The sequence below is a fragment of the Sphingomonas jatrophae genome (assembly GCF_900113315.1).
Classification (GTDB): domain Bacteria; phylum Pseudomonadota; class Alphaproteobacteria; order Sphingomonadales; family Sphingomonadaceae; genus Sphingomonas_P; species Sphingomonas_P jatrophae.
On sequence record NZ_FOZG01000001.1, the window covers coordinates 62,474 to 89,057 of the forward strand.

General features: G+C 72.1%; 16 protein-coding genes. 6 read left to right on the forward strand and 10 right to left on the reverse strand.

All coding sequences use genetic code 11. From position 1 onward, the window contains the following. Positions 1 to 30: 30 nt before the first annotated feature. The 7 genes from BM360_RS00265 to BM360_RS00295 form a co-directional block, all read right to left on the reverse strand. Complete coding sequence (locus BM360_RS00265; RefSeq protein WP_093309217.1) at positions 31 to 11,214, reverse strand: BapA/Bap/LapF family large adhesin; 11,184 nt, start codon at positions 11,212 to 11,214, stop codon at positions 31 to 33. Between the two features lie 281 nt (positions 11,215 to 11,495). Further along, on the reverse strand, positions 11,496 to 11,816 hold the full coding sequence (locus tag BM360_RS00270) for a DUF6496 domain-containing protein (RefSeq protein ID WP_093309219.1): 321 nt from the start codon (positions 11,814 to 11,816) through the stop codon (positions 11,496 to 11,498). 58 nt (positions 11,817 to 11,874) lie between these two features. After that, positions 11,875 to 12,402: a phosphoribosyltransferase gene (locus BM360_RS00275; RefSeq protein ID WP_093313502.1), complete on the reverse strand. Its 528-nt coding sequence runs from the start codon at positions 12,400 to 12,402 to the stop codon at positions 11,875 to 11,877. Positions 12,403 to 12,415: 13 nt separating this feature from the next. Then, complete coding sequence (locus BM360_RS00280) at positions 12,416 to 13,804, reverse strand: PepSY-associated TM helix domain-containing protein (RefSeq protein ID WP_093309220.1); 1,389 nt, start codon at positions 13,802 to 13,804, stop codon at positions 12,416 to 12,418. Between the two features lie 3 nt (positions 13,805 to 13,807). Further along, positions 13,808 to 16,162 carry a TonB-dependent receptor family protein gene (locus BM360_RS00285; RefSeq protein ID WP_093309222.1) on the reverse strand — a complete coding sequence of 785 codons (2,355 nt, stop codon included), beginning with the start codon at positions 16,160 to 16,162 and terminating at the stop codon, positions 13,808 to 13,810. Positions 16,163 to 16,249: 87 nt separating this feature from the next. Then, positions 16,250 to 16,654 carry a DUF2946 family protein gene (locus BM360_RS00290; RefSeq protein WP_093309224.1) on the reverse strand — a complete coding sequence of 135 codons (405 nt, stop codon included), beginning with the start codon at positions 16,652 to 16,654 and terminating at the stop codon, positions 16,250 to 16,252. Positions 16,655 to 16,755: 101 nt separating this feature from the next. Beyond that, positions 16,756 to 17,580 carry an ABC transporter substrate-binding protein gene (locus BM360_RS00295; RefSeq protein WP_093309227.1) on the reverse strand — a complete coding sequence of 275 codons (825 nt, stop codon included), beginning with the start codon at positions 17,578 to 17,580 and terminating at the stop codon, positions 16,756 to 16,758. A gap of 95 nt (positions 17,581 to 17,675) precedes the next feature. On the opposite strand from BM360_RS00295, the gene BM360_RS00300 reads away from it, so the two are divergent. Genes BM360_RS00300 through cobS form a run of 6 tightly spaced genes read left to right on the forward strand, consistent with a single transcriptional unit; the run spans position 17,676 to position 23,083 of the window. Continuing rightward, positions 17,676 to 18,668 carry a FecCD family ABC transporter permease gene (locus tag BM360_RS00300; protein WP_242653227.1) on the forward strand — a complete coding sequence of 331 codons (993 nt, stop codon included), beginning with the start codon at positions 17,676 to 17,678 and terminating at the stop codon, positions 18,666 to 18,668. Then, entirely contained in the window at positions 18,662 to 19,423 is a 762-nt protein-coding gene (locus tag BM360_RS00305; RefSeq protein WP_093309233.1) for an ABC transporter ATP-binding protein, read from the forward strand. The genes BM360_RS00300 and BM360_RS00305 overlap by 7 nt, the downstream gene beginning before the upstream one ends. A gap of 31 nt (positions 19,424 to 19,454) precedes the next feature. Beyond that, on the forward strand, positions 19,455 to 21,407 hold the full coding sequence (locus BM360_RS00310; protein ID WP_093309236.1) for a TonB-dependent receptor plug domain-containing protein: 1,953 nt from the start codon (positions 19,455 to 19,457) through the stop codon (positions 21,405 to 21,407). Continuing rightward, on the forward strand, positions 21,407 to 21,817 hold the full coding sequence (locus BM360_RS00315) for a DUF1636 domain-containing protein (RefSeq protein WP_093309239.1): 411 nt from the start codon (positions 21,407 to 21,409) through the stop codon (positions 21,815 to 21,817). The genes BM360_RS00310 and BM360_RS00315 overlap by 1 nt, the downstream gene beginning before the upstream one ends. A gap of 4 nt (positions 21,818 to 21,821) precedes the next feature. Next, positions 21,822 to 22,376, forward strand: a complete 555-nt coding sequence (locus tag BM360_RS00320) for a histidine phosphatase family protein (protein WP_093309241.1) — start codon at positions 21,822 to 21,824, stop codon at positions 22,374 to 22,376. Continuing rightward, the gene (gene cobS, locus BM360_RS00325) at positions 22,373 to 23,083 is read left to right on the forward strand and encodes an adenosylcobinamide-GDP ribazoletransferase (protein ID WP_093313504.1); all 711 of its coding nucleotides are present in this window, start codon (positions 22,373 to 22,375) and stop codon (positions 23,081 to 23,083) included. Before BM360_RS00320 ends, cobS begins: the two co-directional genes overlap by 4 nt. A gap of 104 nt (positions 23,084 to 23,187) precedes the next feature. Here the strand turns inward: cobS and BM360_RS00330 are convergent, their stop codons facing one another. The 3 genes from BM360_RS00330 to BM360_RS00340 are packed head-to-tail and all read right to left on the reverse strand — an operon-like array spanning position 23,188 to position 26,547. Next, a complete protein-coding gene (locus BM360_RS00330) occupies positions 23,188 to 24,636 on the reverse strand; it encodes a cobyric acid synthase (RefSeq protein ID WP_093309242.1) in 1,449 nt (482 codons plus the stop codon). Continuing rightward, complete coding sequence (gene cbiB / locus BM360_RS00335; protein ID WP_093309245.1) at positions 24,624 to 25,562, reverse strand: adenosylcobinamide-phosphate synthase CbiB; 939 nt, start codon at positions 25,560 to 25,562, stop codon at positions 24,624 to 24,626. The genes BM360_RS00330 and cbiB overlap by 13 nt, the downstream gene beginning before the upstream one ends. Further along, the gene (locus tag BM360_RS00340; protein ID WP_093313506.1) at positions 25,555 to 26,547 is read right to left on the reverse strand and encodes an aminotransferase class I/II-fold pyridoxal phosphate-dependent enzyme; all 993 of its coding nucleotides are present in this window, start codon (positions 26,545 to 26,547) and stop codon (positions 25,555 to 25,557) included. The genes cbiB and BM360_RS00340 overlap by 8 nt, the downstream gene beginning before the upstream one ends. Positions 26,548 to 26,584 lie beyond the last annotated feature (37 nt).

Consider the following 26,584-nt stretch of genomic DNA (forward strand, 5'->3'; position numbering starts at 1 on the left):
GATTACGCATTTTACGCAGTCGCGAACCGCTTATCCGACGGGATTTGCGGCCTGTCCGTAACGATCCTGATCGTCCGGCATGACGAGATAGGAGAGCGGATCGGACGGCTCCGGCAGAGCGGCGATGTCCGGCGCGGTGTCATTTGCCGGTGCCGCCGAAGGCTCGGCCGCGGGTGCGGTGTCGCCCTGATCGGCAAGGTAGCGGCTCAGCACCGTCTCCAGATCGCCCTGGCCCTCGAACAGGTCATAGGCGAGCTGACCGGCGGACAGGTCCGCCGAAACCGACGCGTCCGGTGTCGCGACCAGTGCATCAAGCACTACCACGTCGGACTCCGCGCCCGACGACGCGGGGTCGGCGACGAACGCCGTGGCAGTCGGAAGCGTTCCATCCGCCGGCACGTCGATCGTCACGGTCAGTGTCGCGGTGGAAATTGTGCCGTTCGGCTGGACCAGTTGGTAGGTGAACGTGTCCAGCAGATCCGTCGTCGAATAAGGCAGATTGGCAAGCGGCTGGTAGATATAGCCACCGGCCTCGCTGACGGTCAGCGTGCCGTGATCGCCGACCACCGTCAGCGGGCTGTTGCCCACTTCGGCGAAGCCGTTTCCGGTATCCACCCGGATGGTCGCGAATGACGTATTTGCCGTATCGTTCGCCAGCAGGTCGCCCTGCGCGGCAGTGGTCGATGCGACGCTGTACTGGTTGGCGAAGGTGATGGATTCGCTGATGGCAACGGTGGTGCCGTAGGCCGTGCCGAGGATGTTCGTGCTCGATACGCTGTAGGTGTAGGTGCCGGCCGGCAGATCATCCAGGCGGAAGGTGGCGACCGCCGGCGCCAGCGGCAGCGTGGCGAGCGCCGTTTCGGTGATCCGCGCAACCTCCACATTCGCCGCATTTCGGACCGACAGCGTGTAGTTCGGCAGGATGGACAGGTTGCCGCCGCGGGTGGCGGTGATGGTGATATCCGACGTCGTGTTGGATGCGACGACGAAGCTGTCGGAGCCAGACCCGGTCCTGGGCGCGATCGGCAAACCAAGTGCGGTATTGAAGGAGAACTCCGTCGTCGGCGCCACATTGGTGACGACATTCTGGTAGGTCACCCGCGCGACGGCGGCATCATTCGCCGCCAGCGGCGCGCCGGTCACGTCCGGGCTGCCAATGGCGATCGATAGCGTGGCGCTTTCCAGCTCCCCATCCGCGGGGTCGAGCAACGTGTAGGTGAACACGTCGGTCTTGCCGATGGCGGCGGCGTCCGCATTGGGGGTGTAGGTGTAGGTGCCGTCCCGGTCGATCACCAGCCGGCCCCACGCGCCCTGAACCACCGTATCATCGGCGGCCACTGCGGTGGTGACGCCGTTCACCGTCACGCTCGCCACCCGCGTCTGCGGGCTGACGAAGTCGACCACCCCGCCGGGGCCCGCATCGGTGATGACGTTGCCGTCGGTCGCTTGCGGCACGACGCTCGCCACGTCGGTGAAGTCGGAGTCGGTGCCTGCCACGCTGAGCGTGCCGAGCAGGCCGACGCCCGCCGCGCCCTGGAAGGTGAGGAAGGCACGGTAGGTGCCAGGCTCGAACGTCTCTCTTGCGGTCAGATTGCCGTTCAGCAGGCCGAGCTGAAGGAGCGAGACGTCGCCCGGTCCTTCGGCGGCCACCCACTGGCCGTTGACCAGCTGCTGCACGACCACGCTGTAGCCGCTCGCCACGCCGATATTCGCCACCGCGTCATAGGTGAACACCGCATCCAGGCTGTGCCCGGGCAGGACGGTGAACTGGACGTTGGGGATGCCGAGCACCTGCGCGTCGAGATCGACGAGGCCGAGCGAGACGAGCGCGAGGTAGTTCGCCGTCCCGAAGTTCACCGGCGCGGTGAAGGGCACGAGATCGATGCCCGCCGTGTCCGTGTTCGGCTGTGCGACCACGTCGAACGGTGCCGCCACACTGCCCGGGGCGGACTGGTTGCCCGCCCCGTCGCGCAGCGTGACGTCCAGCGTGCCGCCTGCGGCCTGCGGCGGCACGAGGCCGACAGTGAAGCCGCCGCCCGCACCCACCGTGCCGCTGCCGACCAGCGTGCCGGCGCCGTTGCGCACCTCCACCGTCGTGCCTGCTTCGCCGGTGCCGGTCAGGCTGGTGCCGTCGTTGGTGACGGCGAGGCCCGTCGGGGCGGCAGGCGCAGTGATGTCGGGCGCCACGGCGTTGGTCGGTGCGGAAGGATTGCCCGCCGCATCGCGCTGGATCGCGGTCAGCGTCTCGCCATTCGCCTGCGGCGTGGTGAGCGTTGCCGAATAGCCGCCATTCGCGCCGACCAGGGCGGTGCCGAGCACCGCGCCAGCCGCGGTGGTGATGGTGACAGTGGCACCCGCCTCGCCCGTGCCGGTCACGGTGGTCCCATCCGGGCCGACCGCGGCGGTTGGCGCCGCCGGTGCCGTGATGTCGGGCGCGACGACCGGGATGGCGGGCGAGGCATTGCCCGCCGTGTCCGCCTGGGTGACGCCCAGCACCTCGCCATTGCGCTGCGGGGTGGTCAGCGTCGCCGTGTAGCTGCCGTCCGCCGCGACGGTCGCCGTGCCGATCACCGCGCCGCCCGGAGCGGTAACGGTGATCGTGTTGCCGGCGACGCCGGTGCCCACCACCGCCGTGCCGTCGGCCGTGACGCTCGCGGTCGGCACCAGAGGCGCGGTCCCGTCGGGCGCCACCGCGGTGACGGCCGGCGAGACGTTGTTGGCCGCGTCCCGCTGCGTCGCGGTCAGCGTTTCGCCGTCATCCTGCGGCGGCGTGAGCGTGGCGGCATAGGTGCCGTTCGCAGCCACCACCGCGCTGCCGATCACCGCACCGCCTGAGGCGGTGATGGTGACGGTGGCGCCGGGCTCGCCCGTGCCGGTCGCGGTGGCGCCGTTGGCCGAGATGGCGAGCGTCGGTGCGGCGGGCGGGGTTATGTCGGGCGCCTGCACGATCGATGTGGGCGACGTGTTGCCGGCCCCATCCGCCTGCCGCACGCTGACCAGTTCGCCATTCGCCTGCGCCGGGCTGATCGGCGCGGTGAAGCTGCCGTCCGTGCCGACCGTCGTCGTGCCGATGGGCGTGCCCGCGGCATTGGTGACGGTGATAAGGGCGCCAGGCTCACCCGTGCCGCTCACGCTGGTGCCGTCTGCCGACACCGTCGCCACCGGGGCGGCGGGCGCGGTCAGATCGGGCGCGGTGACGGGCACGGTGGGCGATGGATTGCCCGCCGGATCCGCCTGGGAGACGGTCAGCGCCTCGCCGTTCCGCTGCGCCGGGGTGAGCGCAACCGTGTAGCTGCCGTCTGCCGCCACCGTCGTGGTGCCGAGGCCGCCGGCTGGGCCGGTCACGCTGATCGTCGCGCCGGGCTCACCCGTGCCGGTGATGCTTGCGCCGTCGCCGGCGATTGTCGCAGTCGGTGCGGCGGGTGCGGTCAGATCCGGGGCGGTGGCGGAGGCGGTGGGCGAGAGGTTACCGGCGCCATCGCGCTGCGCGATGCCGAGCAGCTCGCCATTCACCTGCACCGGGTTGAGCGGCGCGGTGAAGCTGCCGTTCGCCGCCACCGTCGCCGTGCCGATCACCGTGCCGTCTGGGTCGGTGATGCTGATCGAGGCGCCGGGCTCGCCCGTGCCGGTCAGGCTGGTGCCGTCCGCCGAGACGGTGCCTGCAGGCGCCGCCGGGGCGGTCAGATCGGGTGCGGTGGTGCTGACCGGGGGCGAGACATTGCCCGCCGGATCGGTCTGGGTCGCGCCCAGCACCTCGCCGTTCCGCTGTGCGGGGTCGAGCGGCGCGGTGTAGCTGCCGTTCGCCGCCACCGTGGCGGTGCCGATCGGATTGCCGGCCGGATCGGTGATGACGATTGACGCACCGGGCTCGCCCGTGCCGGTCACCGCCGTGCCGTCCGCATTCACCGTCGCCGTCGGTGCCGCCGGCACGACGAGGTCGGGCGCGGTCGCCGTGGCGGCGGACGAGGGGTTCCCTGCCATATCCTCCTGCGTCGCGCTTACCAGCTCGCCATTCACCTGCGGCGTGGTCAGCGGGGCGGTGTAGCTGCCATCCGGGGCCACCACCGCAGTGCCGATGGGATTGCCCGCCGGATCGGTGATGGTGACGGTGGCGCCTGCCTCACCGGTGCCGGTCGCCGTCGTGCCGTCCGCGCTGATCGCCAGCGTGGGGGCGGCCGGTGCGGTGACGTCGGGCGCCAGGGTGGAGGTGGCGGGAGAGGCATTGCCTGCCGCATCCGCCTGTACCACGCTCAGCGCCTCGCCATTCACCTGCGCCGGCGCGATCGCCGCCGTGTAGCTGCCATTGGCGGCGACGGTGGCGGTACCCAGCACCGTGCCCGCCGCATTGCTGACGGTGACGGTGGCGCCGGGTTCGCCCGTGCCGGTGACGGCGCTGCCGTTGGCGTTCACCGTCGCGACGGGCGCGGCCGGCGCGGTCAGATCGGGTGCGGTGAGCGGGACGGCCGGCGACGGATTGCCCGCCGGGTCGGCCTGCGTTGCCGTCAGCGCCTCGCCATTCACCTGTGGCGGGGTAAGCGGCGCGGTGTAGCTGCCGTCCGCCGCCACCGTCGCGGTGCCGACCGCGGTGCCGCCTGCATCGCGGATGGTGATCGTGGCCCCCGGCTCGCCGCGGCCGGTGACGACGCTGCCATCGGCGTTGATCGCCGCGGTGGGCGTCGCCGGTGCGGTGATGTCGGGCGCGGTGACCGGCGTTGAAGGCGAGTCGTTGCCGGCCGCATCCGCCTGGACCACGCCGAACGTCTGGCCGTTCGCCTGCGCAGGGCTCAGCGCCACCGTATAGGTGCCGTTCGCCGCCACCGTGCCGCTGCCGAGGATTGCGCCGGCCGCATTGGTGACGGTGACGGTGGCACCGGGCTCACCCGTGCCGGTCACCGCGGTGCCGTTCGCATTCACCGCCGCAACAGGCGCGGCTGGCGCGGTTAGATCGGGTGCATTGGCCGTGGCGGTGGGCGACGCATTGCCCGCCGCGTCCGCCTGGCCTGCGGTCAGCACTTCGCCATTGGTCTGCGCCGGCGTCAGCGTGGCGGTGTAGCTGCCGTTCGCCGCGACCGTCGCCGTGCCGAGCACGGTGCCGCCCGCACCGGTGATGGTGATCAGCGCGCCCGGCTCGCCCGTGCCGGTGGCGAAGGTGCCGTTCGCGGCGACCGCGATGGTCGGCGCGGCCGGTGGCGTGATGTCCGGCGCGGCAAGCGGCACGGTGGGCGAGACGTTGCCCGCCGCATCCGCCTGCGTGACGGTCAGCGCGCCGCCATTGGCCTGCGCGGGGACGAGCGGCGCGGTATAGCTGCCGTCACCCGCCACGAGGGCGGTGCCGATGACCGTGCCTGCGGCGTTCCGCACCTGGATGGTGGCGCCCGCCTCGCCCGTGCCCGTCACGCTCGTGCCATTGGCGGCGATGGTGGCGGTGGGGGCAGTCGGTGCCGTGATGTCGGGCGCGGTCGCGGTGGCCGGGGCAGAGTCATTGCCGGCTGCATCGGTCTGGATGACCTGCACCGTGCCGCCATTCGCCTGCGGCGTGGTGAGCGTGACGGAATAGCTGCCGTTCGCCGCGACCGTGCCGGTGCCGAGCGGCACGCCGCCTGCACCCGTCACGCTGATCGTCGCACCCGGCTCACCCGTGCCGACCACGGTTGTGCCGTCGCCGCTGACGGCCGCCGCCGGGATGGCGGGCGGCGTGATGTCGGGGGCGGGTGCGGTCGTTGCGGGGGAGACGTTGCCCGTCGCATCCGCCTGCGTCACGCTCACCGTGCCGCCATTGGCCTGCGCCGGGGTCAGCGTCACCGTGTAGCTGCCGTCGCCGGCGACCGGCGCGCTGCCCAGCACGGTGCCGTCCGCTGCTCGCACGGTGACGGTGGCACCCGCCTCACCGGTGCCCGTCACGGTGGTGCCGTCGGCGCTGACCGTCGCGGCCGGTGCGACCGGCGCGGTGAGATCGGGCGCCGTGATCGCCGTCGCCGGCGATGGATTGCCCGTCGCGTCGGCCTGCAGCGCGGTCAACGGCTGGCCGTTGGTCTGCGGCGGCGTCAGCGTGGCGCTGTAGGCGCCGTTGGCAGCGACCGTCGCCGTGCCGAGCACCGTGTTGGCGGCATCGCGGATGGTGACGGTGGCGCCCGCCTCACCCGTGCCGGTGACGATGCTGCCGGTGGCGTCAATCGTCGCCGTGGGGGCAGCCGGCGCCGTCAGATCGGGAGCGACCGCCGTGGCGGGCGGCGAGATGTCGCCGTCGCCGTCCGTCTGCGTCACGCGCAGCGTCTCGCCGTTGATTCGGGGCGGGGTGAGCGCGACCGAGTAGCTGCCGTCGTCGAGCGCCACGGTCGTGCCGATAACGGTGCCGGTCGCATCCAGCACGCGCACCGTCGCATTGGCCTCGGCCACGCCGGTGACGGCGGTGCCGTCAGCGGAGACTGCAGCGGTCGGGGCAAGCGGATCGGTGTCGGGCACCAGATCGGGGGCGGGCGCGGTCACCGGCGGCGAGACGTTGCCGCTCGGGTCCGTCTGGCGGACCGTCAGCAGCTCGCCATCCGTCTGCGGGGGATTGAGCGTGACCGAGTAGCTGCCGTCCGGCGTCACGACGGTGGTGCCGATGACGACGCCCAGCGGATCGGTGACGGTGATGGTCGCGCCGGCCTCACCGGTGCCGGTCAGCGTCGCGCCGGCCGTGGGCTCGACCGTGGCGGTCGGGGCCGCAGGTGCGGTCAGATCGGGTGCGGTCAGCGAGGTTGCGGCGGAGACGTTGCTCGCGCCGTCCGCCTGGGTGACGGCCAGCACCTGGCTGTTCACCTGCGGCGTGCTCAGCACCACCGAATAGGCGCCTTGCGGATTGACCACCGCCGTGCCGAGCAGCGCACCCCCCGTGCCCCGGACGGTGACGGTGGCACCCACCTCACCCGTGCCGGAGACGATGCTGCCCGTCGCGTCGAGCGTGGCGACCGGCGCGGCCGGCGGCGTGATGTCCGGCGCGGTCAGCGGGATGCCGGGCGAGGTGTTGCCGCCCAGATCGCTCTGCGTCGCGGTCAACGCCTCGCCATTCGCCTGCGCGGGGGTGAGCGTCACCGTGTAGCTTCCATCGGCGGCGACGGTCGTGCTGCCGACGACGGTGCCGGCGGCGTTGGCGATGCGCAACGTCGCGCCGGGTTCGCCCGTACCGGTCACGCTGGTGCCGGTCGCGTTGATCGCCGCGGTCGGCGCAGCCGGTGCGGTGAAGTCGGGCGCGAGCGTGGTCGCTGCGCCCGAGGCGTTGCCTGCGGCATCGCTCTGCGTCGCGCGCAGCAGCTCGCCATTGGTCTGCGGCGGGTTGATCGTCGTGGTGTAGCTGCCGTCGGCGATCACCGTGGCGGTGCCGATCACCGCACCGCCGGGCGCGGTGATGGTGACGGTGGCGCCGGGCTCACCCGTGCCGCTGACGATCGTGCCCGCGCCGTTGACCGTGATGGTCGGCGCGGCCGGTGCCGTGATGTCGGGTGCGGCGACGGTTGCCGCGGGCGAGAGGTTGCCGGCCGTATCGGTCTGCGTAACGGACACGGTGCCGCCATTGGCCTGCGCCGGGCTGAGCGGCACGGTGAAGCTGCCGTCCGCGCCAACGGTGCCGGTGCCGATCACCGTCCCGCCGCTCGTCACGCTGACGGCAGCGCCGGGCTCGCCCGTGCCGGTCACGCTGCTGCCATCGGCGGCGATCGTGACGGCGGGCGCGGCCGGGGCGGTGATGTCGGGTGCAGGGGCGACCGCCGCGGGCGAGGTATTGCCCGCCGCATCGGTCTGCGTGACGGACAGGCTGCCGCCATTGTTCTGCGCCGGGCTGATCGGCGCGCTGTAGGTGCCGTCCCCGGCGATGATGGCGGTGCCGACGATGGCGCCGCCGGCCGTGATGACGGTGACGCGCGCACCGGGTTCACCCGTGCCGCTCACGCTGGTGCCATCCGCCGCGACAGTGGCGACGGGCGCGGCCGGCGCGGTGATGTCGGGCGCGACGACGCTGGTGGCGGGCGACGCATTGCCGCCGCCATCGGTCTGCACGACGGTCAGCGTGCCGCCATTCGCCTGCGCCGGGCTGAGCGGCACGGTGAAGCTGCCATCGCTGCCGACTGTGCCGGTGCCGACGGTGCCGCCCGGGCCCGTGACGGTGACGGTCGCTCCGGCTTCGCCCGTGCCGGTGACGGCTGTGCCGTCTGCCGTGACGGTTGCGACGGGCGCCAGCGGCGCGGTCGTGTCGGGAGCGGGAAGCGTGGTGGCGGGGGAGGGATTGCCCGCCGCATCGGTCTGCACGACGCTGACGGTGCCGCCATTGGCCTGCGCCGGGCTGAGCGGCACGGTGAAGCTGCCGTCCGCCGCCGCCGTTTCGCTGCCCAGCAGCACGCCGGCGGCGTTGCGCACCTCGATCAGCGCGCCGGCCTCACCCGTGCCGGTCACGCTGGTGCCGTCTGCCGCGATCGTCGCGACGGGTGCGGCCGGCGCGGTCAGATCGGGCGCGGTCAGCGAGGTGGCGGGCGAGCCATTGTTCGCCGAATCCGTCTGCGTGACGCTCAGCGCCTCGCCATTCACCGGCGCGGGGCTGAGCGGCGCGGTGTAGCTGCCGTCTGCCGCAACCGTGGCGGTGCCCAGCACCGTGCCGTCGGCCGCGCGCACCGTCACGGTCGCACCTGCTTCGCCCGTGCCGGTCACGCCGGTGCCGTCCGCAGCGATGGTGGCGCTCGGCGCCAGGGGCGCGGTCGTATCCGGCGCGGTGGTGGTGGCGGCCGGGGAGACGTTGCCCGCGGCGTCCGCCTGCGTCACGCTCAGCGTCTCGCCATTGGTTCGCGGCGTGGCGAGCGTGATCGAGTAATTGCCATTCGCATCGACCGGGCCGGAGCCGATCACCGTGCCGGCACCATCACGCACGGTGACGGTCGCGCCGGCCTCACCCGTGCCGCTGACGACGGCGCCGGTGGTGTCGATGGCGGCGGTCGGTGCCGCCGGGGCGGTCAGGTCGGGCGCGATGGCAGTGGTCGCCGGCGACACATCGCCGTCCGGCTGCGTCTGCGTGACACTCAGTGCCTCGCTGTTGATCCGCGGCGGGGTGAGCGCGATCGAATAGCTGCCGTCACCAGCCGCAACGGTGCTGCCAATGAAGCTGCCATCCGCGTTGAACGCGCGCACCGTGGCGCCCGCCTCGGCCGTGCCGGTGATCGCCGTGCCGTCCGCGGTGACGCTGGCGGCGGGGGCCGCCGGCGCGATGCCGTCGCTGGGGATGAGATCGGGCGCGACAGCGGTGGCAGGCGCAGAGATGTTGCCGGCGCCGTCCGTCTGCCGCACGCTCAGCTGCTCGCCATCGATCTGCGGCGGGGACAGCGTGACCGAGAAGGTGCCATCAGCAGCCACCGTGCCGGTGCCGACGATGTCGCCGAACGCATCGGTCACGGTGATCGTCGCACCCGCCTCGCCGGTGCCGGTCAGCGTCGCGCCGGTCGCCTGATCGACCGCTGCCACGGGGGCGGCGGGCGCGGTCAGATCGGGCGCGGTCAGCGCGGTTGCGGGCGAGACGTTGCCCGCGGCGTCGGCCTGCGTGACGGAGAGCGCCTCGCCATTCACCTGCGGCGTGGCCAAGGTGATCGAGAAGGCGCCCTGCGCATCGGCCACGCCGCTGCCCAGCACGGCACCGTTCGTATCCCGAACGGTAACGGTCGCGCCCGCCTCACCCGTCCCGGTGACCACGCTACCTGCCGCGTCGAGCGTCGCGGTGGGGGCGGCGGGCGCAGTCAGGTCGGGGGCGACTGCAGTCGCGGCACCCGAGGCATTGCCCGCGATGTCGGACTGGCGTGCGGTCAGCTGCTCGCCATTCACCTGCGCGGGGGTCAGCGTGGCGGCATAGCTGCCATCCGCCGCCACCGTGGCGGTGCCGATCACCGCGCCTGCAGGGCTGGTGATCGTCACCGTGGCGCCCGGCTCGCCCGTGCCGGTGGCACCGGTTCCGGTCGCGTTGATCGCCAGCGTTGGTGCGGCAGGGGCGGTGATGTCGGGCGCGCTCACCGTCGTGGCGGGCGAGGCGTTGCCGGCCGGGTCGCTCTGCGTGACGGTCAGGTTCCCGCCATTCGCCTGCGGGGTGGTGAGCGTAACGGTGTAGCTGCCGTTTGCGGCAACGGGCGCCGTGCCGATCACCGCGCCGCTTGCATCGCGGACGGAGACGGTCGCGCCGGGCTCACCCGTGCCGGTGACGGTCGTGCCGTTCGCCGCAACCGTCGCGGTCGGTGCGGCGGGGGCGGTGCTGTCGGGCGCGGTGACGGAGGTGGCGGGGGAGACGTTGCCCGCCGGATCGGCCTGCGTGACCGTCAGGCTACCGCCGTTCGTCTGCGGCGTGGTGAGCGGGACGCTGTAGGTGCCGTCCGCGGCGACGACCGCGGTGCCGACGACCGCCCCCGCGCCGTTGCGGATCGTGACCGTCGCACCTGCCTCGCCCGTGCCGCTGACACTTGCGCCATTGGCCGCGATCGTCGCGGTGGGGGCGGCCGGGGCGGTGATGTCCGGCGCGGTGACGGTGGTGACGGGCGAGGCATTGCCCGCCGGATCGGTCTGGACGACGCGGATGGTGCCGCCATTGGCCTGCGCCGGGCTGACGCTGACCGAATAGCTGCCGTTCGCGCCCACGGTTCCGGTGCCGATCGTCGCGCCGTTGCCGTTCGTCACGGTGACGGTGGCACCCGCCTCGCCGGTGCCGGAGATGGTGGTGCCGTTCGCATTCACCGTCGCGGTCGGAGCAGCGGGCGGGGTGCGATCGACCTCGGGCTCGCGATCGCCGCCGCCACCGCCGCCGCCTGCCGCCAGGGCCACGCCGCCGGCCGCCACTGCACCGAGCAGGATCGGCAGCGCCAGCGACGAGCCGCCGCCCGCCGCAGCGGCGCCCGCCAGCAGATTGTCCAGATCCTCGATCAGGGTGAAGCGGCCCGCGCCGACCGCATCGGGATGCGCCAGCCACAGGCTGTTGCCCGGCTCCTGGACGACGAGATCGCTGCCGACGCCGTTCTGGGTCTGGTAGAAATCGGCCAGGCGCACCTGCGTGCCATCGGCCATCCGCACGATCAGGTCATCGCCCTGCCGCTCCAGCGCGCTGATCTGCGTTCGGTCAATGTTCAATCGGACGACGCTGGGCGACTGGAGATCGATGCTGTCGAGAGAAACCTGCGTGGCGTTGCCGGTCGCCTTGTCGATCACTTCAACGTTCATCTTCAAACTCCCCAGCCGCATTGGGCATGACTGCCGACCGCGAAAGCCCGATCCTGTTGCCGGATCGGCGCTGTCTCACGGTATGCAGGCTGAAGTGCCGGGGTTAATGCTCCTATCCGTCCGCTCCGGAAGCGGAATCAATTCGGCTGGAGCGCTGCTATTCTAGGGTTTGTGGGAAAAGAGCGGACATAATCCGTTGCAAACCTGTGGTTCGCGCCCGCCTGAACACGCCGACTTGCAGGAATTACATAAGTGCGGGCAGACTCGCCCGCCCGTTCGGCTCAGCGCTTCAACGCTTCCGCTAGCTCCGCCTTGCTCATCTTCGAGCGACCGGGAATGTCCCGCTTCTTCGCCTGCTCGTAGAGTTGGGCGCGCGTGGGGCCGCTTTCGTCCGCCCGCTCGCGCGCCTTGGTCTGTTTCAGGCGCTTGCGGTTTTCGGCGGGTGTCTGCTGGTTGGAGGCGCCCGCTTCGCTGAGGCCGATGGCGATCGCCTGCTTGCGGCTTTTCACCTTTCGCCCGGCGCTGGTCTCCAGCTCGCCTTCCTTATATTCGTGCAGGACGCGTTCCATCACGTCCTTCTGCGCCTTCGACTGTTTGGCCATGGCTCGCATCCTCGGCAATCCTGCCGGGATCAACCGGCGAGGCTGGCGCCGGTTGCGCTCAGCCGAGCCGTTCGGGCACCGACAGCGCTTCCGCGACGATGGCGGCACGATCCTCCATGGCTTCCCACGGGAAGACGAACCAGCGCTTGTCCGCATGGCGGTCGATCGTCTCGGCGCGGTAGTCCACCGTGGCGGCCGAGCGGGCATTGTCGATCAGCACGGCGAAGCGGATCGCCGCCGCATCCGCCCCTTCCGCCGACAATGCGGTGCGCAGGCCCGCAATGGTGCGCCCGCTGTCGTTGATGTCGTCGACGATCAGCAGGCGCGTGCCCTCCCGGCTCATCGCCGCGAGCGGGCCGATCCGGTCTGCGGCAAAGGCCGCGACGCCTGCCGAGAGATCGACCGACAGCATCGGCCGCCCCAGCCGGTGCGCGAGATAGACAGCCGGCACCAGCCCGCCGCGGCCGACGCCGACGACATAGTCCGGCGCCCACCCGCTCGCCTCGACCGACCGGGCGAGCGTCGCGACCGACGTGGTAAAAGCGTCGTGCGCTATGTCGTGCAGCTGGGGAGCGGTGTCGGTCATCTCGCCGCTGCGGCTAGCCGGTCCGCCCGGCTGCCGCAATCGGCGGGGACAGGCCCAGCCACCGGCTTGCCGCGGGGGAGCGCCGCAGTACCAGCCGCTCGATCAGCAGCACCGCCACCAGCGTCGCGCCGAACAGGGGCAGCAACACGCCGAGCAGCACGATGCCCGCCGCCAGCCCCCAGCCGCCACGACGCCCCGTTACGGCAGGCGGCGCCCCCAGCACCCCGTCCGGCCGCCGCCGCCACCACAGGACCACGCTGCTGACGGAGACGAGCGCGAGGCCGATCGCGGTCAGCAGGTTGAGCAGCTGGTTCAGCCAGCCGAACGCCTGCCCCTCATGGATCGCCACACCCCAGCCAACCAGCCGGTCGACCAGCCGGCGCTGCGCGAAATTCTTGCGGGAGAGGATGGCGCCGGTTGCGCCGTCCAGCGTCAGGTCGGTCCGCAAAGGGCGGTTCGCCGCGTCCGACTTGGCGGTCCAGGGCGCATCCGGTCCGGTGGGCGGCGCGACCAGCACGGGGGCGGCGAGCGCGAGCGGCGTCACTCGGGCGACGATCCGGTCGAGCGGGCCATAGGAGGTGGGTGGGTGCGCCATCGTCATGCCGCCATGTTCGGCATGTTCCCCCATCATCGCACGTGTGCCTGCATCCGCCGCCGCCCGGCTGCGCAGCTCCGCTGTGTGGCCGCTGGACCAATCCTGCTTCGGTGCCTGGCCTTCCACGATCGCACGCACCGTGCCCAGATAGCCGCCCCAGCTCTTCGCCCAGGGCAGGCCCGAGACGAGCAGGAACAGCGCAAAGGCCGAGACCCAGAAGCCGCTGACGCCGTGCAGATCGCGCCAGAAGCGGCGCCCCCGGGCGCCCAGCCGCGGATAGACGACCCCGCCGAGGCCACCACCGCGCGGCCACCACAGGAACAGGCCGGTGACGATCATCACGATCGCCCAAGAGGCCGCCAGCTCGACCAGGTAGGAGCCGGCCGCGCCGGCCAGCAGCTCGCCATGCAGGCGGAAGACGACGCGCATCGGCCGCATGTCCTCATCCACCGTCTTCAGGATGGCGAGCGTTTGCGGGTGGACATAGACGCGCGTTTCCTGCGTGCCCCGTCCGACGATCACCTGCACCGCCTGGGCCGGCGTCTCCGGCAGTTGGTAGCGGTGCAGCACCGATCCCGGCACCGCCCGCACCGCCGCCGCGGCCTGCGCCGCCGCACCGGCGCTGCCGCCCCCTGCGGCGACATGCGCGTAGGGGCGGTCGAGCCACGCCTCCACCTGCGGGCGGAACAGGTAGATGGCGCCGGTGATCGACAGCCACAGCACGAAGGGGATGCAGAACAGGCCGGCATAGAAATGCCAGCGCCAGACAGTCGCGTGCGTCAGCCCGCGTGAGGGGGTTCGCTGCATCGCTCAGAACCTCGTCTTGACGCCGGCGAACAAGGTCCGCGGCTGCCCGGCATAGATGCTGCCCGTGATGTTGCGCAGCACGGCCGCACCATTTTCCTGTCCGGTCGCCGCGACGAAGCTGTTGGCGACGATGCCGGCGGAGCCGACATAGGTCTTGTCGAACAGGTTCTGCACCGAGGCGAACAGGCTGACCCGCGACCACCAGCCGTCGCCGCGAGGCGGATCGTAATGCAGGTTGAGGTTGACCAGAGTGTAGCCCGGCACAGCCAGCGCATTGGCATTGTCGATGTAATAGCGCTCGCGGTACGTCACCTCGGCAAAGCCGCCGAGACCGGCCAGCGGCCCCGCCGGCTGATCGTAAGCGGCGAGCGCATTGACGAAGGTCGGGATCACGCCAGGAATGGCATTGCCCTCCCGGTCGAACAGGCGCGACACGGTGCCGGCGGTCAGCCGCTCCTGAAAGTCGGTGTAATGGTGATCGTTATAGCTGTAGCTCGCCTGCACCCTCGCGCCGGGCAGCGCGCCCGGCAGGGGTTGCCAGTCGACGCCGATCTCGATCCCGCGATGCACCGAACGCGGCACGTTCGACGTATAGGCCTGCAGGTTCACGCCGGCAGACTGGCTAACCAACTCGTTGCGGAACCACTCATAATAGCCGGTGATCTCGGCGCGCAGCGTGTCGCCCAGCGTGATCTCGGCACCTACATCGACGCCGGTGTTTCTCTGTGCCTTGAGCGCGGTGTTGTTGCCGAACACGCCCTCCGGCGTGACGAACAGCTGGCCTGACTGCGGAATGCCGTAGCCGGTGCCGACCCGCGCATGCAGCCGCACCGGATCCAGCGCCTGCCAGACGAGCGCCGCCTCGGGCGCGACGTTCCAGAAGCGCCTGAGCGCCGGCACCAAGGTCTGCGTCGGGCTTGCGCCCAGCGGATAGGCGTAGCTCGTTTGCCGCTGATTGATGATCGAGCGTTCGGCGCCGATCCCTGCCACCAGCCGCAGCTTGGGCGTCAGCTGCACCTCTTCGCGCGCCCGCGCGCCCATGTTGCGCACGTCCCCGAATGTCGTGCTGACCAGCGCACCAAAGCCGTTGCGGCCGGCCGGCGTCTTGTTGAAGCTGAAGCTCTGATTGTCGAGATAATTGTAGAAGAGCTGGACGAAGCTCGTCGCCTCCAGCCCGAGCAGCGTGCCGCGATCGGTCACGTCCGACGTGATGTTATAGCTGTCCAGCGTGCCCTTGAACGGTGTCGCGCTGGTCGGCTGGTTGACGACGCGGCTGTCGAACGTCGCTTGCGTGCGCCACACCGTCGCCGGGCCGAAATCATGCTCGTAGCGGACCCCCGCAATCGTCCGCCGGTCATTGCGCGCGAGATCGCCTTCGGCTGCGGTCTGAGCGATGCGCGCGCCGTTCACGCCATTGGCGAGGACGGAGATCGTGCCGCAGCCCGGCGCGGCCGTGGCCGCCGCCTCGCAGCCGCGCTGATAGGGGTTTGCCAGATACTGGTTGAACGACAGGCGGGTGGAGAGGCGGAACTCGCCTTCGTTGTAGATGACCTTGGCGGCCACCCGGTCCCGCTCGCCGAGCTCGAACGTGCCGTAAGCGTTGATCGTGCCCGTCTCGTAGCCGGTGTGCCCGGTCGCGCCGTCCGCGCGCGCGAAGCTGCCGAACAGGCTGTATTCGTGCGTTGCGCCCGCACCACCCAGCGTCGCGTAGAAATTGGCATAGCCATCCCCGCCGGCATCGAAGCCCGCTTCCAGCCCGTCGATGTCGCGCCCACGCCGCGTGCGGAAGTTGACCGCGCCGCCCAGCGCATAATTGCCGTAGCGCGCGGACGAGGGGCCACGCACCACGTCCACCGCGCCGTACGCATGCGGATCGGTCAGGTCGAAGCGGGCGAGGCCGTCCGGCTGGGTGACGGGGAAATCGTCCTCGAACACCTGAATGTTGCGCGCGCCGAAGCTGTTGCGCGCATTCGATCCGCGGATCGATACGCCTACGTCGCGCGGGCCATTGCCCTGGATCACGGCGACACCCGGCGAGAGCTTGACGATGTCGGCGATCGTCGTCGCCGGCGTGTTGCGGAAGGCGCGGTCGTCCACCGTCGTCACCGTCTGGCCCTGCACCTGCGTCGTCAGCGACAGCGCCTTGGCGGTGACGACTACCTCTGTAGCAGGGGCGGGTGAGGGCGCCCGCACCGGAGCCGCCGCGACGGGCGTATCAAGCGCGCGCAATTGCTCATCAATCAGCGCGCGCTGCCGCAGCAGTTCGGCGCGCCGTGCCTCCGCCCCGTCGCCGACTTGCGCCGACGCGGCCGAGCCGAGCGCCGTCAGGGCGGCGCCCGCAATCATCCATTTCGTCATGTCATGTCCCTGTTGCGCCCGCGCGATCATGCGGGCAGCCGCGTCTCCGGCGGCGTGCGGACCGGCGCTGCCGGTCGGTCTGTCGGGTCAGACGAAGGCGGGTGGCGCGCGCAGAGGCGGACGCAGCCGCGCGCGGAGGCGCGGCGCGGGCGCAGAGGCTGGCCGCAGCGCGATGAGGAAGGCGAACAGCAGGGCCGCCGCCAGCAGCAGCGGATCGGCCGCGCCGAGCGAGGGCATCGACAGGCCGGCAAAGGCGCAGGGCTGCTCCGCCTTGGGGTGCTCGCCCGGTGTCTGCTTGCCGTGATGCATGCCGTGCATGACAGGCTCGGCCTTCACCGGCATCACGCCCGCGCACAGCTCCAGCCGGATGGTCCCGCCGCTGACGACGGGCATGTAGCCCACCGGCACCAGCAGGCGCAGCAGCATCGCGCAGGCGAACAGCGCCGCGGCGAGCGCCCGGTGGCGCAGGATCAGGGCGCGGGCCGCGTGCACGGGTGCCGCTCTAAGGCCGGGCGGGCGAGAAAGGAAGCATCATGCGGCGGCGTAACGATACCGGCGCCGATCCGCTCCGCAACGTAATGCAGATCAAGACGTTAGCCGCGCGTCGCTCGCACCGGCACCGCCGCCACCTGACGCGACAGGCTTGCCGCCGCGCGCACATAAGCGGGGCCGCCGCACACCGTCCACGCCTGTGGCAGCTTCAGCCGCGGCGTGGCGCCCAGCACTGGGTGGTGCAGCATCTCGGTGCCCTGATCGACGACGCGGTCGGTCGCGCTCTCGACGACGAGGAAGTCCGGCCGCGCCAGCGCCATCCGCTCCAACGGCACGCGCGCCAGCGACGAGGCATCCAGCCGCCCGGCCAAGTTGACGAGGCCCGTGCGCCGCATCAGCTCGTCCACCAGCGTGCCCGTGCCCGTCAGGAAGCCGCGCCGCTGGTAATAGGCCGCCACGCGCCCACGCCCCGTTGCCGGGATGCGCGCCAGCTGCGCATCCATCCGCGCGATCAGCGCGGTGCCGCGCTCGGGATGGCCGACCGCCGCCGCCACCTCGCGCACCTGCCGCTTGATGTCGGCATAGCTCTCCGCCGACGGCAGATCGAGCGTGGCGATGTTGCGGCCCTTCAAGCGCGCCATCGTCTCGCGCCGCCGCCCGGGGGTCGCGATCAGCAGATCGGGGCGCAGCGCCAGCACCTCCTCCGCCGTTCCCTTGGAAACGGGCAGCCGCGCCGCCGCCGCCGCGCCCGCCGACATCTGCGGATCACGCGCGAACTGCGTCAGCGCGGCGATCTGCCCCGGATCGGCCAGCGCCAGCAGATACTGGTCGGCACACAGGTTCAGCGACACGATGCGCTGCGGCTTCGGCGGCGGTGCGGCGCCCAGCAGCAGGGCGATCAACGGCAGACAGAGGAAGCGACGCATGATTTAGCCTTTGCATGGCGACGCGATCCTCCGCTAGGGGCCGCCCCGCCCGGGACGCATCTCGCGACGGGCAGGCCGGACGCGAAAGGCGAGGCGTGAACTTATTACGACGCTGGCGCTGGCCGGCGCTGATCCTGCTTGTCATCGTCTCGGCCACGCTGTCGATTGCGGTCGGCAGCGCCGCGATCCCGCCGGGGCGGGCGCTGGCAGCCCTTGCCGGCCATGGTGATCCCGTCGAGCGCGCGATCCTGGTCGAGCTGCGCCTGCCGCGTGCGCTGCTGGGGCTGATGGTTGGCGCGATGCTCGGCCTCGCTGGTGCTGCGCTACAGGGCTATCTGCGCAATCCCCTGGCGGAGCCGTCGGTGCTCGGCGCGTCCAACGGTGCGGCGCTCGGCGCCGTCGTCGCCCTCTATTTCGGACTAGCGGAGCTGCATCCCGCGGTGTTGCCGCTGCTCGCCGTCGCCGGCGCGCTGGTCAGCCTCGTCATCCTGTTTCTGCTGGCGGGCGGGGGCGAGAGCCCGCTCACCCTTATCCTCGCCGGTATCGCCATCTCCACAATGACGCTGGCGGGCATCAGCCTCGCCCTCAATCTCGCGCCCAATCCGTTCGCCGCGATGGAGATTACCAGCTGGCTCCTCGGCAGCCTTGAGGATCGCGCCTTCAGCCATGTGCTGCTCGCCGCGCCGCCGATCGTCATCGGCATGGCGCTGCTGGCGGGGCAGGGGCGCGCACTCGACGCGCTGACGCTGGGCGAGGACGGTGCCGCCGCCCTCGGCGTGGACCTTCGCCGCACGCGCGCGCGGCTGCTGGCGGGCGTCGGCATCGGCGTCGGCGGGGCGGTGGCGGTGTCGGGCTCGATCGGCTTCGTCGGCCTGATCGTGCCGCACCTCATCCGCCCGCTGACCGACCGGAGCCCGTCTGCCGTGCTGTGGCCGAGCGCGCTGGGCGGCGCGGCGCTGCTGTCGCTTGCCGACCTGCTGGTGCGGCTGGTGCCGACCGCCAACGAGCTGAAGCTGGGCGTCGTCACCGCCTTCCTCGGCGTGCCGCTGTTCCTCGTCCACCTGCTCCGCGCGAGGCGCCTGTGGTGAGCCTCGTCGCGGAGGATGTCGGTGTCACGCTCGGCGGGCGCGACGTCGTGCATGGCGTGTCCGCGCGGCTGGAGGGCGGCACTTTGGTCGGCGTGCTGGGGCCGAACGGCGCGGGCAAGTCGACGCTGATCCGCGCACTGGTCGGCCTGCTGCCCGCCCGCGGCCGCGTGCTGCTGGAGGGCGAGCCCGTCGCCGCCATGCCGCGCGCGCAGGTGGCGCGGACCATCGCCTATCTGCCGCAGGGCCAGACCTTGCACTGGCCGCTCGGCGTCGAGCGGCTCGTTGCGCTCGGCCGGCTGCCGCATCTCGGCCCCTTCTCGCGGATCGGCGAGGCGGATCGCGCCGCCGTCGCCCGCGCGATGGATCGGGCCGAGGTCACGCACCTCGCCGATCGCACCGCCACCGAGCTGTCAGGGGGCGAGCGGGCGCGGGTGCTGCTCGCCCGCGCGCTGGCGGTCGAGGCGCCGGTGCTGGTGGCGGACGAACCGCTCGCCAGCCTCGATCCCGAGCATCAGCTGCACGGCATGGAGCTGCTCCGCGGCGAGGCCGCCGCCGGGCGGCTGGTCATCGCGGTGCTGCACGATCTCGGCCTGGCCGCACGCTTCTGCGATCGGCTGCTGGTGATGGATGGCGGCCGGCTGGTGGCCGACGGGCCGCCCGGTGCGGTGCTCACGCCCGCGCTGCTCGCACAGGTCTACCGCGTGGAGGCGGCGTTCGAGGGCGGCGCCGTGATCCCGCTGCGGCGTCTCGGCTGACGCCATTTCTCGCTTTCAATCTGGGGGTTACATGAATCGTCTGGTCTATGCGTTCGGCTGCCTGCTCGCCGCGCCCGCCCTCGCGCAGGAGGCGCCGCGGCCCGATGCCGCCGCGTTGCCGGCGGGGGATGAAGCGGTCGTCATCACCGCCAATCGTGGGCCCGTCGCGGCGGACCGAGTCGTCGCGTCGGTGACGGTGCTGGACAAGGCGGCGATCGACCGGGCGGGCGATCTCTCGGTCGCCGATCTGCTGCTGCGCACGCCCGGCGTGTCCCTCTCGCGCAACGGCGGCTTCGGTACGACGACGCAGCTGCGCATCCGCGGGGCGGAGAGCGAGCAGACGGTGGTGGTGATCGACGGCGTGAAGCTGAACGATCCGGCCTCTGCCGGCGGCGGCTATAATTTCGCCAATCTGCTCACCGGTGACGCCAGCCGGATCGAGGTACTGCGCGGGCCGCAGTCGATCCTGTGGGGCAGCCAGGCGATCGGCGGCGTCGTCAATATCGTCACGCCGTTGCCGGACAAGAAGCTGGAAGGCAGCTTCGACGTGGAGGCAGGCAGCCGCGAGACGGTGAGCGGCCGGGCGGCCCTCGGCGGGCGAACGGGGCCGCTGGCGTGGCGCATCGGCGCGCAGGCCTTTGCGACAGACGGCATCTCCGCAATCGATCCGGCGTTCGGCGGGCGCGAGCGCGACGGCTATCGCAGCCAGAGCGCCACCGGCCGCGCCCTGCTCGATCTCGCGCCCGGCCTCAGCGTCGAGGCGCGCGGCTATTATTCGCATGGCCGGACGGAGATCGACGCCACCACCGGCGACAGCCTCGAATATGGCCTCAACAGAGAATTCGTCGGCTATGCCGGCGTCAATCTCGATCTGCTGGACGGGCGCCTGCGCAACCGCTTCGCCTATGGTTACACCGATACCGACCGCGACAATTACAACCCGACGCGCGCCCGCGCGCAGACGTTCGACAGCGCCGGCCGCACCGAGCGGCTGGAATATCAGGGCAGCCTTGCAATTTCGGACGGCATCGACGCGCTGTTCGGCGTGGAGGATGAGCGCAGCCGCTTCCGCAGCGTCTCGCCCCCTGCCAGCCTCGCCGCGGCGGTGCCGGCGCCCGCGCGCGGGAAAGCCGGCATCACCAGCGTCTACGGCCAGCTCAGCGCGTCGCCGATCGAGGGGCTGACGCTCACCGGCGGTGTCCGCAACGACGATCACAGCCGCTTCGGCAGCCGCACTCTGTTCGCCGGCGGTGCCGTCTGGACGCTGCCGACCGGCACGACGCTCCGCGGCAACTGGTCAGAAGGCTTCAAGGCGCCGACGCTCTACCAGCTCTTCTCCGAATTCGGGAACCGCGCGCTCGCGCCCGAGCGGGCCAAGGGCTGGGAGGCGGGGGCCGAGCAGCGGCTGCTGGATGGCCGCGCCGCCATCGGCGCCACCTATTTCGAACGCCGCTCAAATGACCTCATCATCTTCGCCAGCTGCACCGCCGCCAGCCGCAACCCGCTCTGCCTCGTCCCCGGCAGCACGACGCAGCGCCGTTCGGGCTATTACGAGAATGTCTCGCGGGCCTTTGCGCGAGGGATCGAGGCGAGCGCCAGGTTCGCGCTCGGCGAGCGGCTGACGCTCGACGGCAATTACAGCTGGACGCTGTCCGAGGATTGCTCACCCGGCTCCGCCAATGCCGGCAACCAGTTGCCGCGCCGTCCGCGCCACGCCTGGAATATCGCCGCCAGCTACACGCTGCCCGGCGGCGCCTCCCTGGGCGCGGCGGTGCGCTGGGCGGGCCTGTCCTACGACAATGCCGCCAACACCACGCGTCTGGACGATTACACTCTGGTCGACGTTCGCGCCGAACTGCCGGTGTCGCCGCAACTCCGCCTCTTCGTGCGGGCGGAGAACCTGTTCGACGAGTCCTACCAGACCGTCTATCGCTACAACACGCTGGGTCGCAGCGTCTATGCGGGGTTGAGGGGACGATTCTGATGGCGCTGAAGCCGGGGGCTGCCGGCGCGGCGGTGGTCGCGTGCAACACCTGCCGCTTCTCGGCCCACACGCAGGGCGACGCCGCGGGCGTGCGCGGCGGCGCGCGGCTGGCGGAGGCGCTGCGGGCGGTGCAGGCGTCCGATCCGGCCTATGCCGAGGTGGCGGTGGAGGAGATGCCCTGCCTGTTCGCGTGCAAGGATTATTGCACGATCCACCTGCGTGCGCCCGGCAAGGTCGGCTACGTCCTCGGCCGCTTCACCCCCGATGCGGACGCGGCGCGCGCCATTCTCGATTATGCGCGTGCCTATGCGGCGAGCGAGTGGGGGCAGGTGCCGTTTCGCGAGTGGCCGGAGGGGGTGAAGGGCCACTTCATCACCCGCACGCCGCCGCCGGGCCTGCTCGTCGAATAACCACGTGGGCAGCTTCCCGCTCTACCTGCTGCGCCACGGCGCGCCGCTCACCGAAGGCCGCCTGCTCGGCCATGGCGACGAGCAGGCGAGCCCCGCCGGCATCGCCGCTTGTGCCGCGCAGGCCGAGGGGCTCGGCCCGGTCCGCCTCGTCTCGTCCGATCTCGCCCGCGCGCGCGCCTGCGCCGAGGCGATCGGCACGCCGCAGCTCGATCCGCGCTGGCGCGAGCTCGATTTCGGCGCGTGGGACGGGCTGACCGCGGCGGAGGTGGAGCCTGCCGCGCTCGCCCGCTTCTGGGACGATCCCGATCTCTATCCGCCGCCGGGTGGCGAGGGCTGGTCCGCGCTGGCCGCGCGCGTTGCCGAAGCGGTCGCGGCGCTCCCGGCCGAGCCGACCTTGGTGGTGACTCATGGCGGCGCGATGCGGGCGGCATTGCACGGCCTGTGCGGCCTCTCCCTCGCGCAAACCTGGAGCTTCGAGCTGCCCTGCGCCTCGCTGCTCGCCTTGACCGTATGGGAGGGAAGCCCGCGCCGCGCACAGATTGCCGGGCTGTGGCCGTGAGGCGGCTGGCGCTCGCCTTCGCCTTCCTCACCCGCCTGCCCATGCCGCCCGTTACCCCGCGTGACGGGGATTTCGCCGCGGCGGTGCGGCTCTATCCGCTGGTCGGTGCCGCACTCGGCCTGCTTGTCGCCGGTGCGGGCTGGGCGGGTGCGCAGATCGACCCCTGGCTCGGCGCGCTCGCGGCGCTTGTCGTGTGGGTGTGGCTGACCGGCGCGCTGCACCTCGACGGCCTCGGCGACCTTGCCGACGGTCTCGGCGCGGCGCACGGGAATCGCGATCGGTTGCTGGCGGTGATGGCGGATCCGCACGCCGGCAGCTTCGCGGTGGTCGCGATCACGCTCCAGCTCGCCGCCAAGCTCATCGCGCTCCACCTGCTGCTGCCGCACGGCTGGCCCGCTGTGCTGGCCATCCCCGCCGCCGCGCGGATCGGGCCGCTCGTCTGGGCGCGGCTCCTGCCGCCGCTCAAGGCGGAAGGGCTAGGCGCCGCAATCACCGGTGCGGTGCGCGCGCGCGACCTGATCGGCTGGGGCCTGCTGCTCGCGGCCGCGTGCGTCGCCGTGCCCGCTCTGCTCGCCACGCCACTGCTGATCCTCGGCCTCGCCGCGTGGGTGCGCCGCCGGCTGGGCGGCATGACCGGCGACGTCCATGGGGCAGGAATCGAGCTGACCGAGACGGGCCTGCTGCTCGTCGCCGCCACGCTCGTTTGAAGCGGTTCTCGATCCGGTTGCACCGGATCGGAAGCCGCTCAAGTTAATGTTTGCTCGCCGCAGTCTCCGAGCCGCCAGGCGATTCCACCTGCCTCGAAACCGCTCTAGACGCCCGCAATCGCCAGCAGCGCGTCCACGTCGAGATGGCGCTCCAGCACGTCGGCAATCTCGTCCAGCGCCGCATCGACGTCGGCCGCATGGTCCGGCCCCGCCGCCGCCACCCCGATCCGCGCCAGCCACGCGCGCCGCTGCGCCGCCAGCCCCAGCAGCCCGTGGACGTAGCTGCCCGCCACCAGCCCGTCCGCGCTCATCGCCCCCTCGGGCGTGCCATCGCCCAGGTGGCCGAGCGGCCGCGCCCTATCGGCCCCGCGCGTCTCGCCGAGGTGGATCTCATACCCCGCGAACGGCACGCCCAGCGCGGTCCCCCGCACCTCACGCACCGTCTTGTCGCCACTCAACACCGTCTCCACGTCAAGCAGGCCGAGCCCCGCCTCGCTCCCCGCCGGCCCCTCGATCCCGTGCGGGTCGGCGACGCTGCGGCCGAGCATCTGATAGCCACCGCACAGGCCGAGCACCGGCCGCCCGCGGCGGTGATGCGCGAGGATGTCGATGTCCCAGCCCTGCGCCCGCAGGAAGCGGAGATCGGCGCATGTCGCCTTCGATCCCGCAAGCAGGATCAGCGCGGCCTCCGGGATCGGCTGCCCGGGCGGCACCATCACCAGCTCGACGCCCGGCTCCAGCCGCAGCGGATCGAGATCGTCGAAATTGGCGATGCGCGGCGTGATTGGGCAGGCGATCACCACCTTGCCATGCGCGGCAGCGGCAGGCCGCTCCAGCACCACCGCATCCTCGCTCGGCAGCCGCCGCGCCGCGCCGAGCCACGGCACGAGGCCGAGCGGCGCCCAGCCGGTCCGCTCGGCCACCGCCGCCATGCCGTCGGCGAACAGCGCCGGATCGCCCCGAAACTTGTTGATCAGGAAGCCACGGATCATCGCCGCATCGGCCGGGTCGATCACCGCATGCGTGCCGACCAGCGAGGCGATCACGCCGCCCCGGTCGATATCGCCCGCCAGCACCACCGGCACGCCCGCCGCGCGGGCAAAGCCCATATTGGCGATGTCGCCCGCACGCAGGTTGATCTCGGCCGGCGATCCCGCCCCCTCGACCAGCACGATATCCGCCTGGGCCTCGAGCCGCCCGAAGCTCTCCAGCACCTCCGCCAGCAAGCCGATCCGCCCCTCGCGCCAGTTCGCCGCCGCCAGCGTGCCGCGCACCTGCCCGCGGACGATCAGCTGCGACGTGCGGTCGCCCTGCGGTTTCAGCAGCACCGGGTTCATGTCGACGCTGGGCGCCACCCGCGCCGCCAGCGCCTGCGTCGCCTGCGCGCGGCCGATCTCGCCGCCATCGGCAGTGACGGCGGCGTTGTTGCTCATATTCTGCGGCTTGAACGGCCGAACGGTCAGGCCGCGATTGCTGAGGGCACGGCACAAACCGGCGACCAGCACCGACTTGCCGACGTCCGATCCGGTGCCCTGCAGCATCAGCGCGCCCACGCGACACCTCCCGCGATCAGCGCCAGCAGCCCGCACGCGCGCAGATAGATAGCGAGCGCGCGGCGCAGATCGCCCGCCTGTGCCGGGCGGCTGCCCGCGCCGATCCATGCCTTCGCCTGCACCACCCCATCATAGGCGACCGGCCCCGCTAGCGCGACGCCGAGCGCGCCCGCCATCGCCGCCTCGGGCCAGCCGGCATTGGGCGAGGCGTGCGCCCGGCAATCGCGCCACATCACCCGCCAGCCGCCGCCCCCGGCAAGGCACAGCAGCACGCCCGCAATGCGCGCAGGCGCAATGTTGAGCAGGTCATCCGTCCGCGCCGCCGCCCAGCCGAAGGCGCGCCAGCGCGGCTCCCTGTGGCCGATCAGGCTGTCGGCGGTGTTGATCGCCTTGTACGCCCACAGGCCCGGCAGGCCGAGCAGCAACAGCCAGAACAAGGGCGCGACCACCCCGTCGCAGAAGCTCTCCGCCAGGCTCTCGATCCCCGCCCGCGCCACGCCGCCGGCATCCAACGCCGCCACGTCGCGCCCGACGATCTGCGCCACCGCTGACCGCGCCGCCGCCATGTCGCCCGCATCCAGCGCGATAGCGACGGGCCGGACATGATCGAGCAGGCTCCGTGCCGCCAGCCCCGGCCACGCGAGCAACGCCGCCGCCACCCACCAGCCGGTGCCGAGCAGCGCGCGCGCCGCGGCTTCGAGCAGCAGGCCTGCCAGCACCGCGCCGCCGATCAGGCCGGTGACGGTCGCGACACCCGCCATCCGCCGCGCGCGCTCGCCGCGCTCGGTGCGGTTCCAGCGCCGCTCCGCCCAGCCGATGAAGCGCGCGAAGCCGCCCACCGGATGGCCGACCCGCGCATAGAGCCACGCCGGCCAGCCGAACGACGCCTCCACCGCCAGTGCCGCCAGCGCGACCGGCTCAGCCAAGCGCCGCGTCCAGCCGGCTCATCGCCGCCGCATCGCCGGGCAAGCCGAAGCGCAGCCAGCGCGGCTCGGCCGCAAAGGGGCGGACGAGGATGCCCGCTCCCGCCAGCCGCGCGAACAGCCCGCCCGCATCGTCATGCTCGATCAGCCGGAACAGCGGGCACTCCCCCCGCGCGGTCAGCCCGTGCCGCGCCAGCAGTGCGTCGAGTGCAGCCGCCTGCTCCGCGAGCCAGCTCCTCGTCGCGCCGATCCACGCCGCGTCCGCATAGGCCGCCGTACCCCAAGCGATCGCCTGCGCGGAGACCGGCCAATCCCCCAGCAACCCGCGCAGCCGCACCAGCACCGGCTCCGGCGCGATGACGAAGCCCAGCCGCACCCCCGCCAGCCCGAAGAACTTGCCGAAGGACCGGAACACCACAACCGGCGCATCGGCCCCGATCCGCGCGCCGATGCTCGAACCCGCCGACACGTCGGCAAACGCCTCGTCCACCGCCAGCCAGCCGCCCGCTGCCGCCTGCGCGTGCGCCCGCCGCAGCAGATCGTCCGCCTCCAGCACGCGCCCGTCGGGATTGTTCGGGTTGGCCAGCAGCAGCGTCCCCGCGATGCCGCCGTCCGCTAGCAGCGCCGCCGCCGGTGCCTGTCGCGCCGCAACCTCGACATGCGTGCCATAGCTCGGCCGTGCGCAGACGACCGGGCCGGGCAGGCCGATCGCACGGATCAGCCGCAGCGCCACCTCGCTCCCCGGCACCGCCGCGACCCGCTCCGCCGCCACGCCGAAATGCGCCGCCGCTGCCGCCTCAAGCGTCCGCAGTGCGGCGACGGTCGGCAGCGGACCGGGATCGATGGCCAGATAGGCGGGCGGCACCCACGCCACCGGGTTGATGCCGGTCGACAGGTCTAGCCACGGCCGCGGGGCGTGCGGCCACGCCCGCATCGCATCGTCGAGGCGGCCGCCGTGGCGGCTGAAGTCGGTCGCGGGCCCATCCATGTCGGCCGGCGCCTTAGCCGCCTCTCGCGGCATTGCA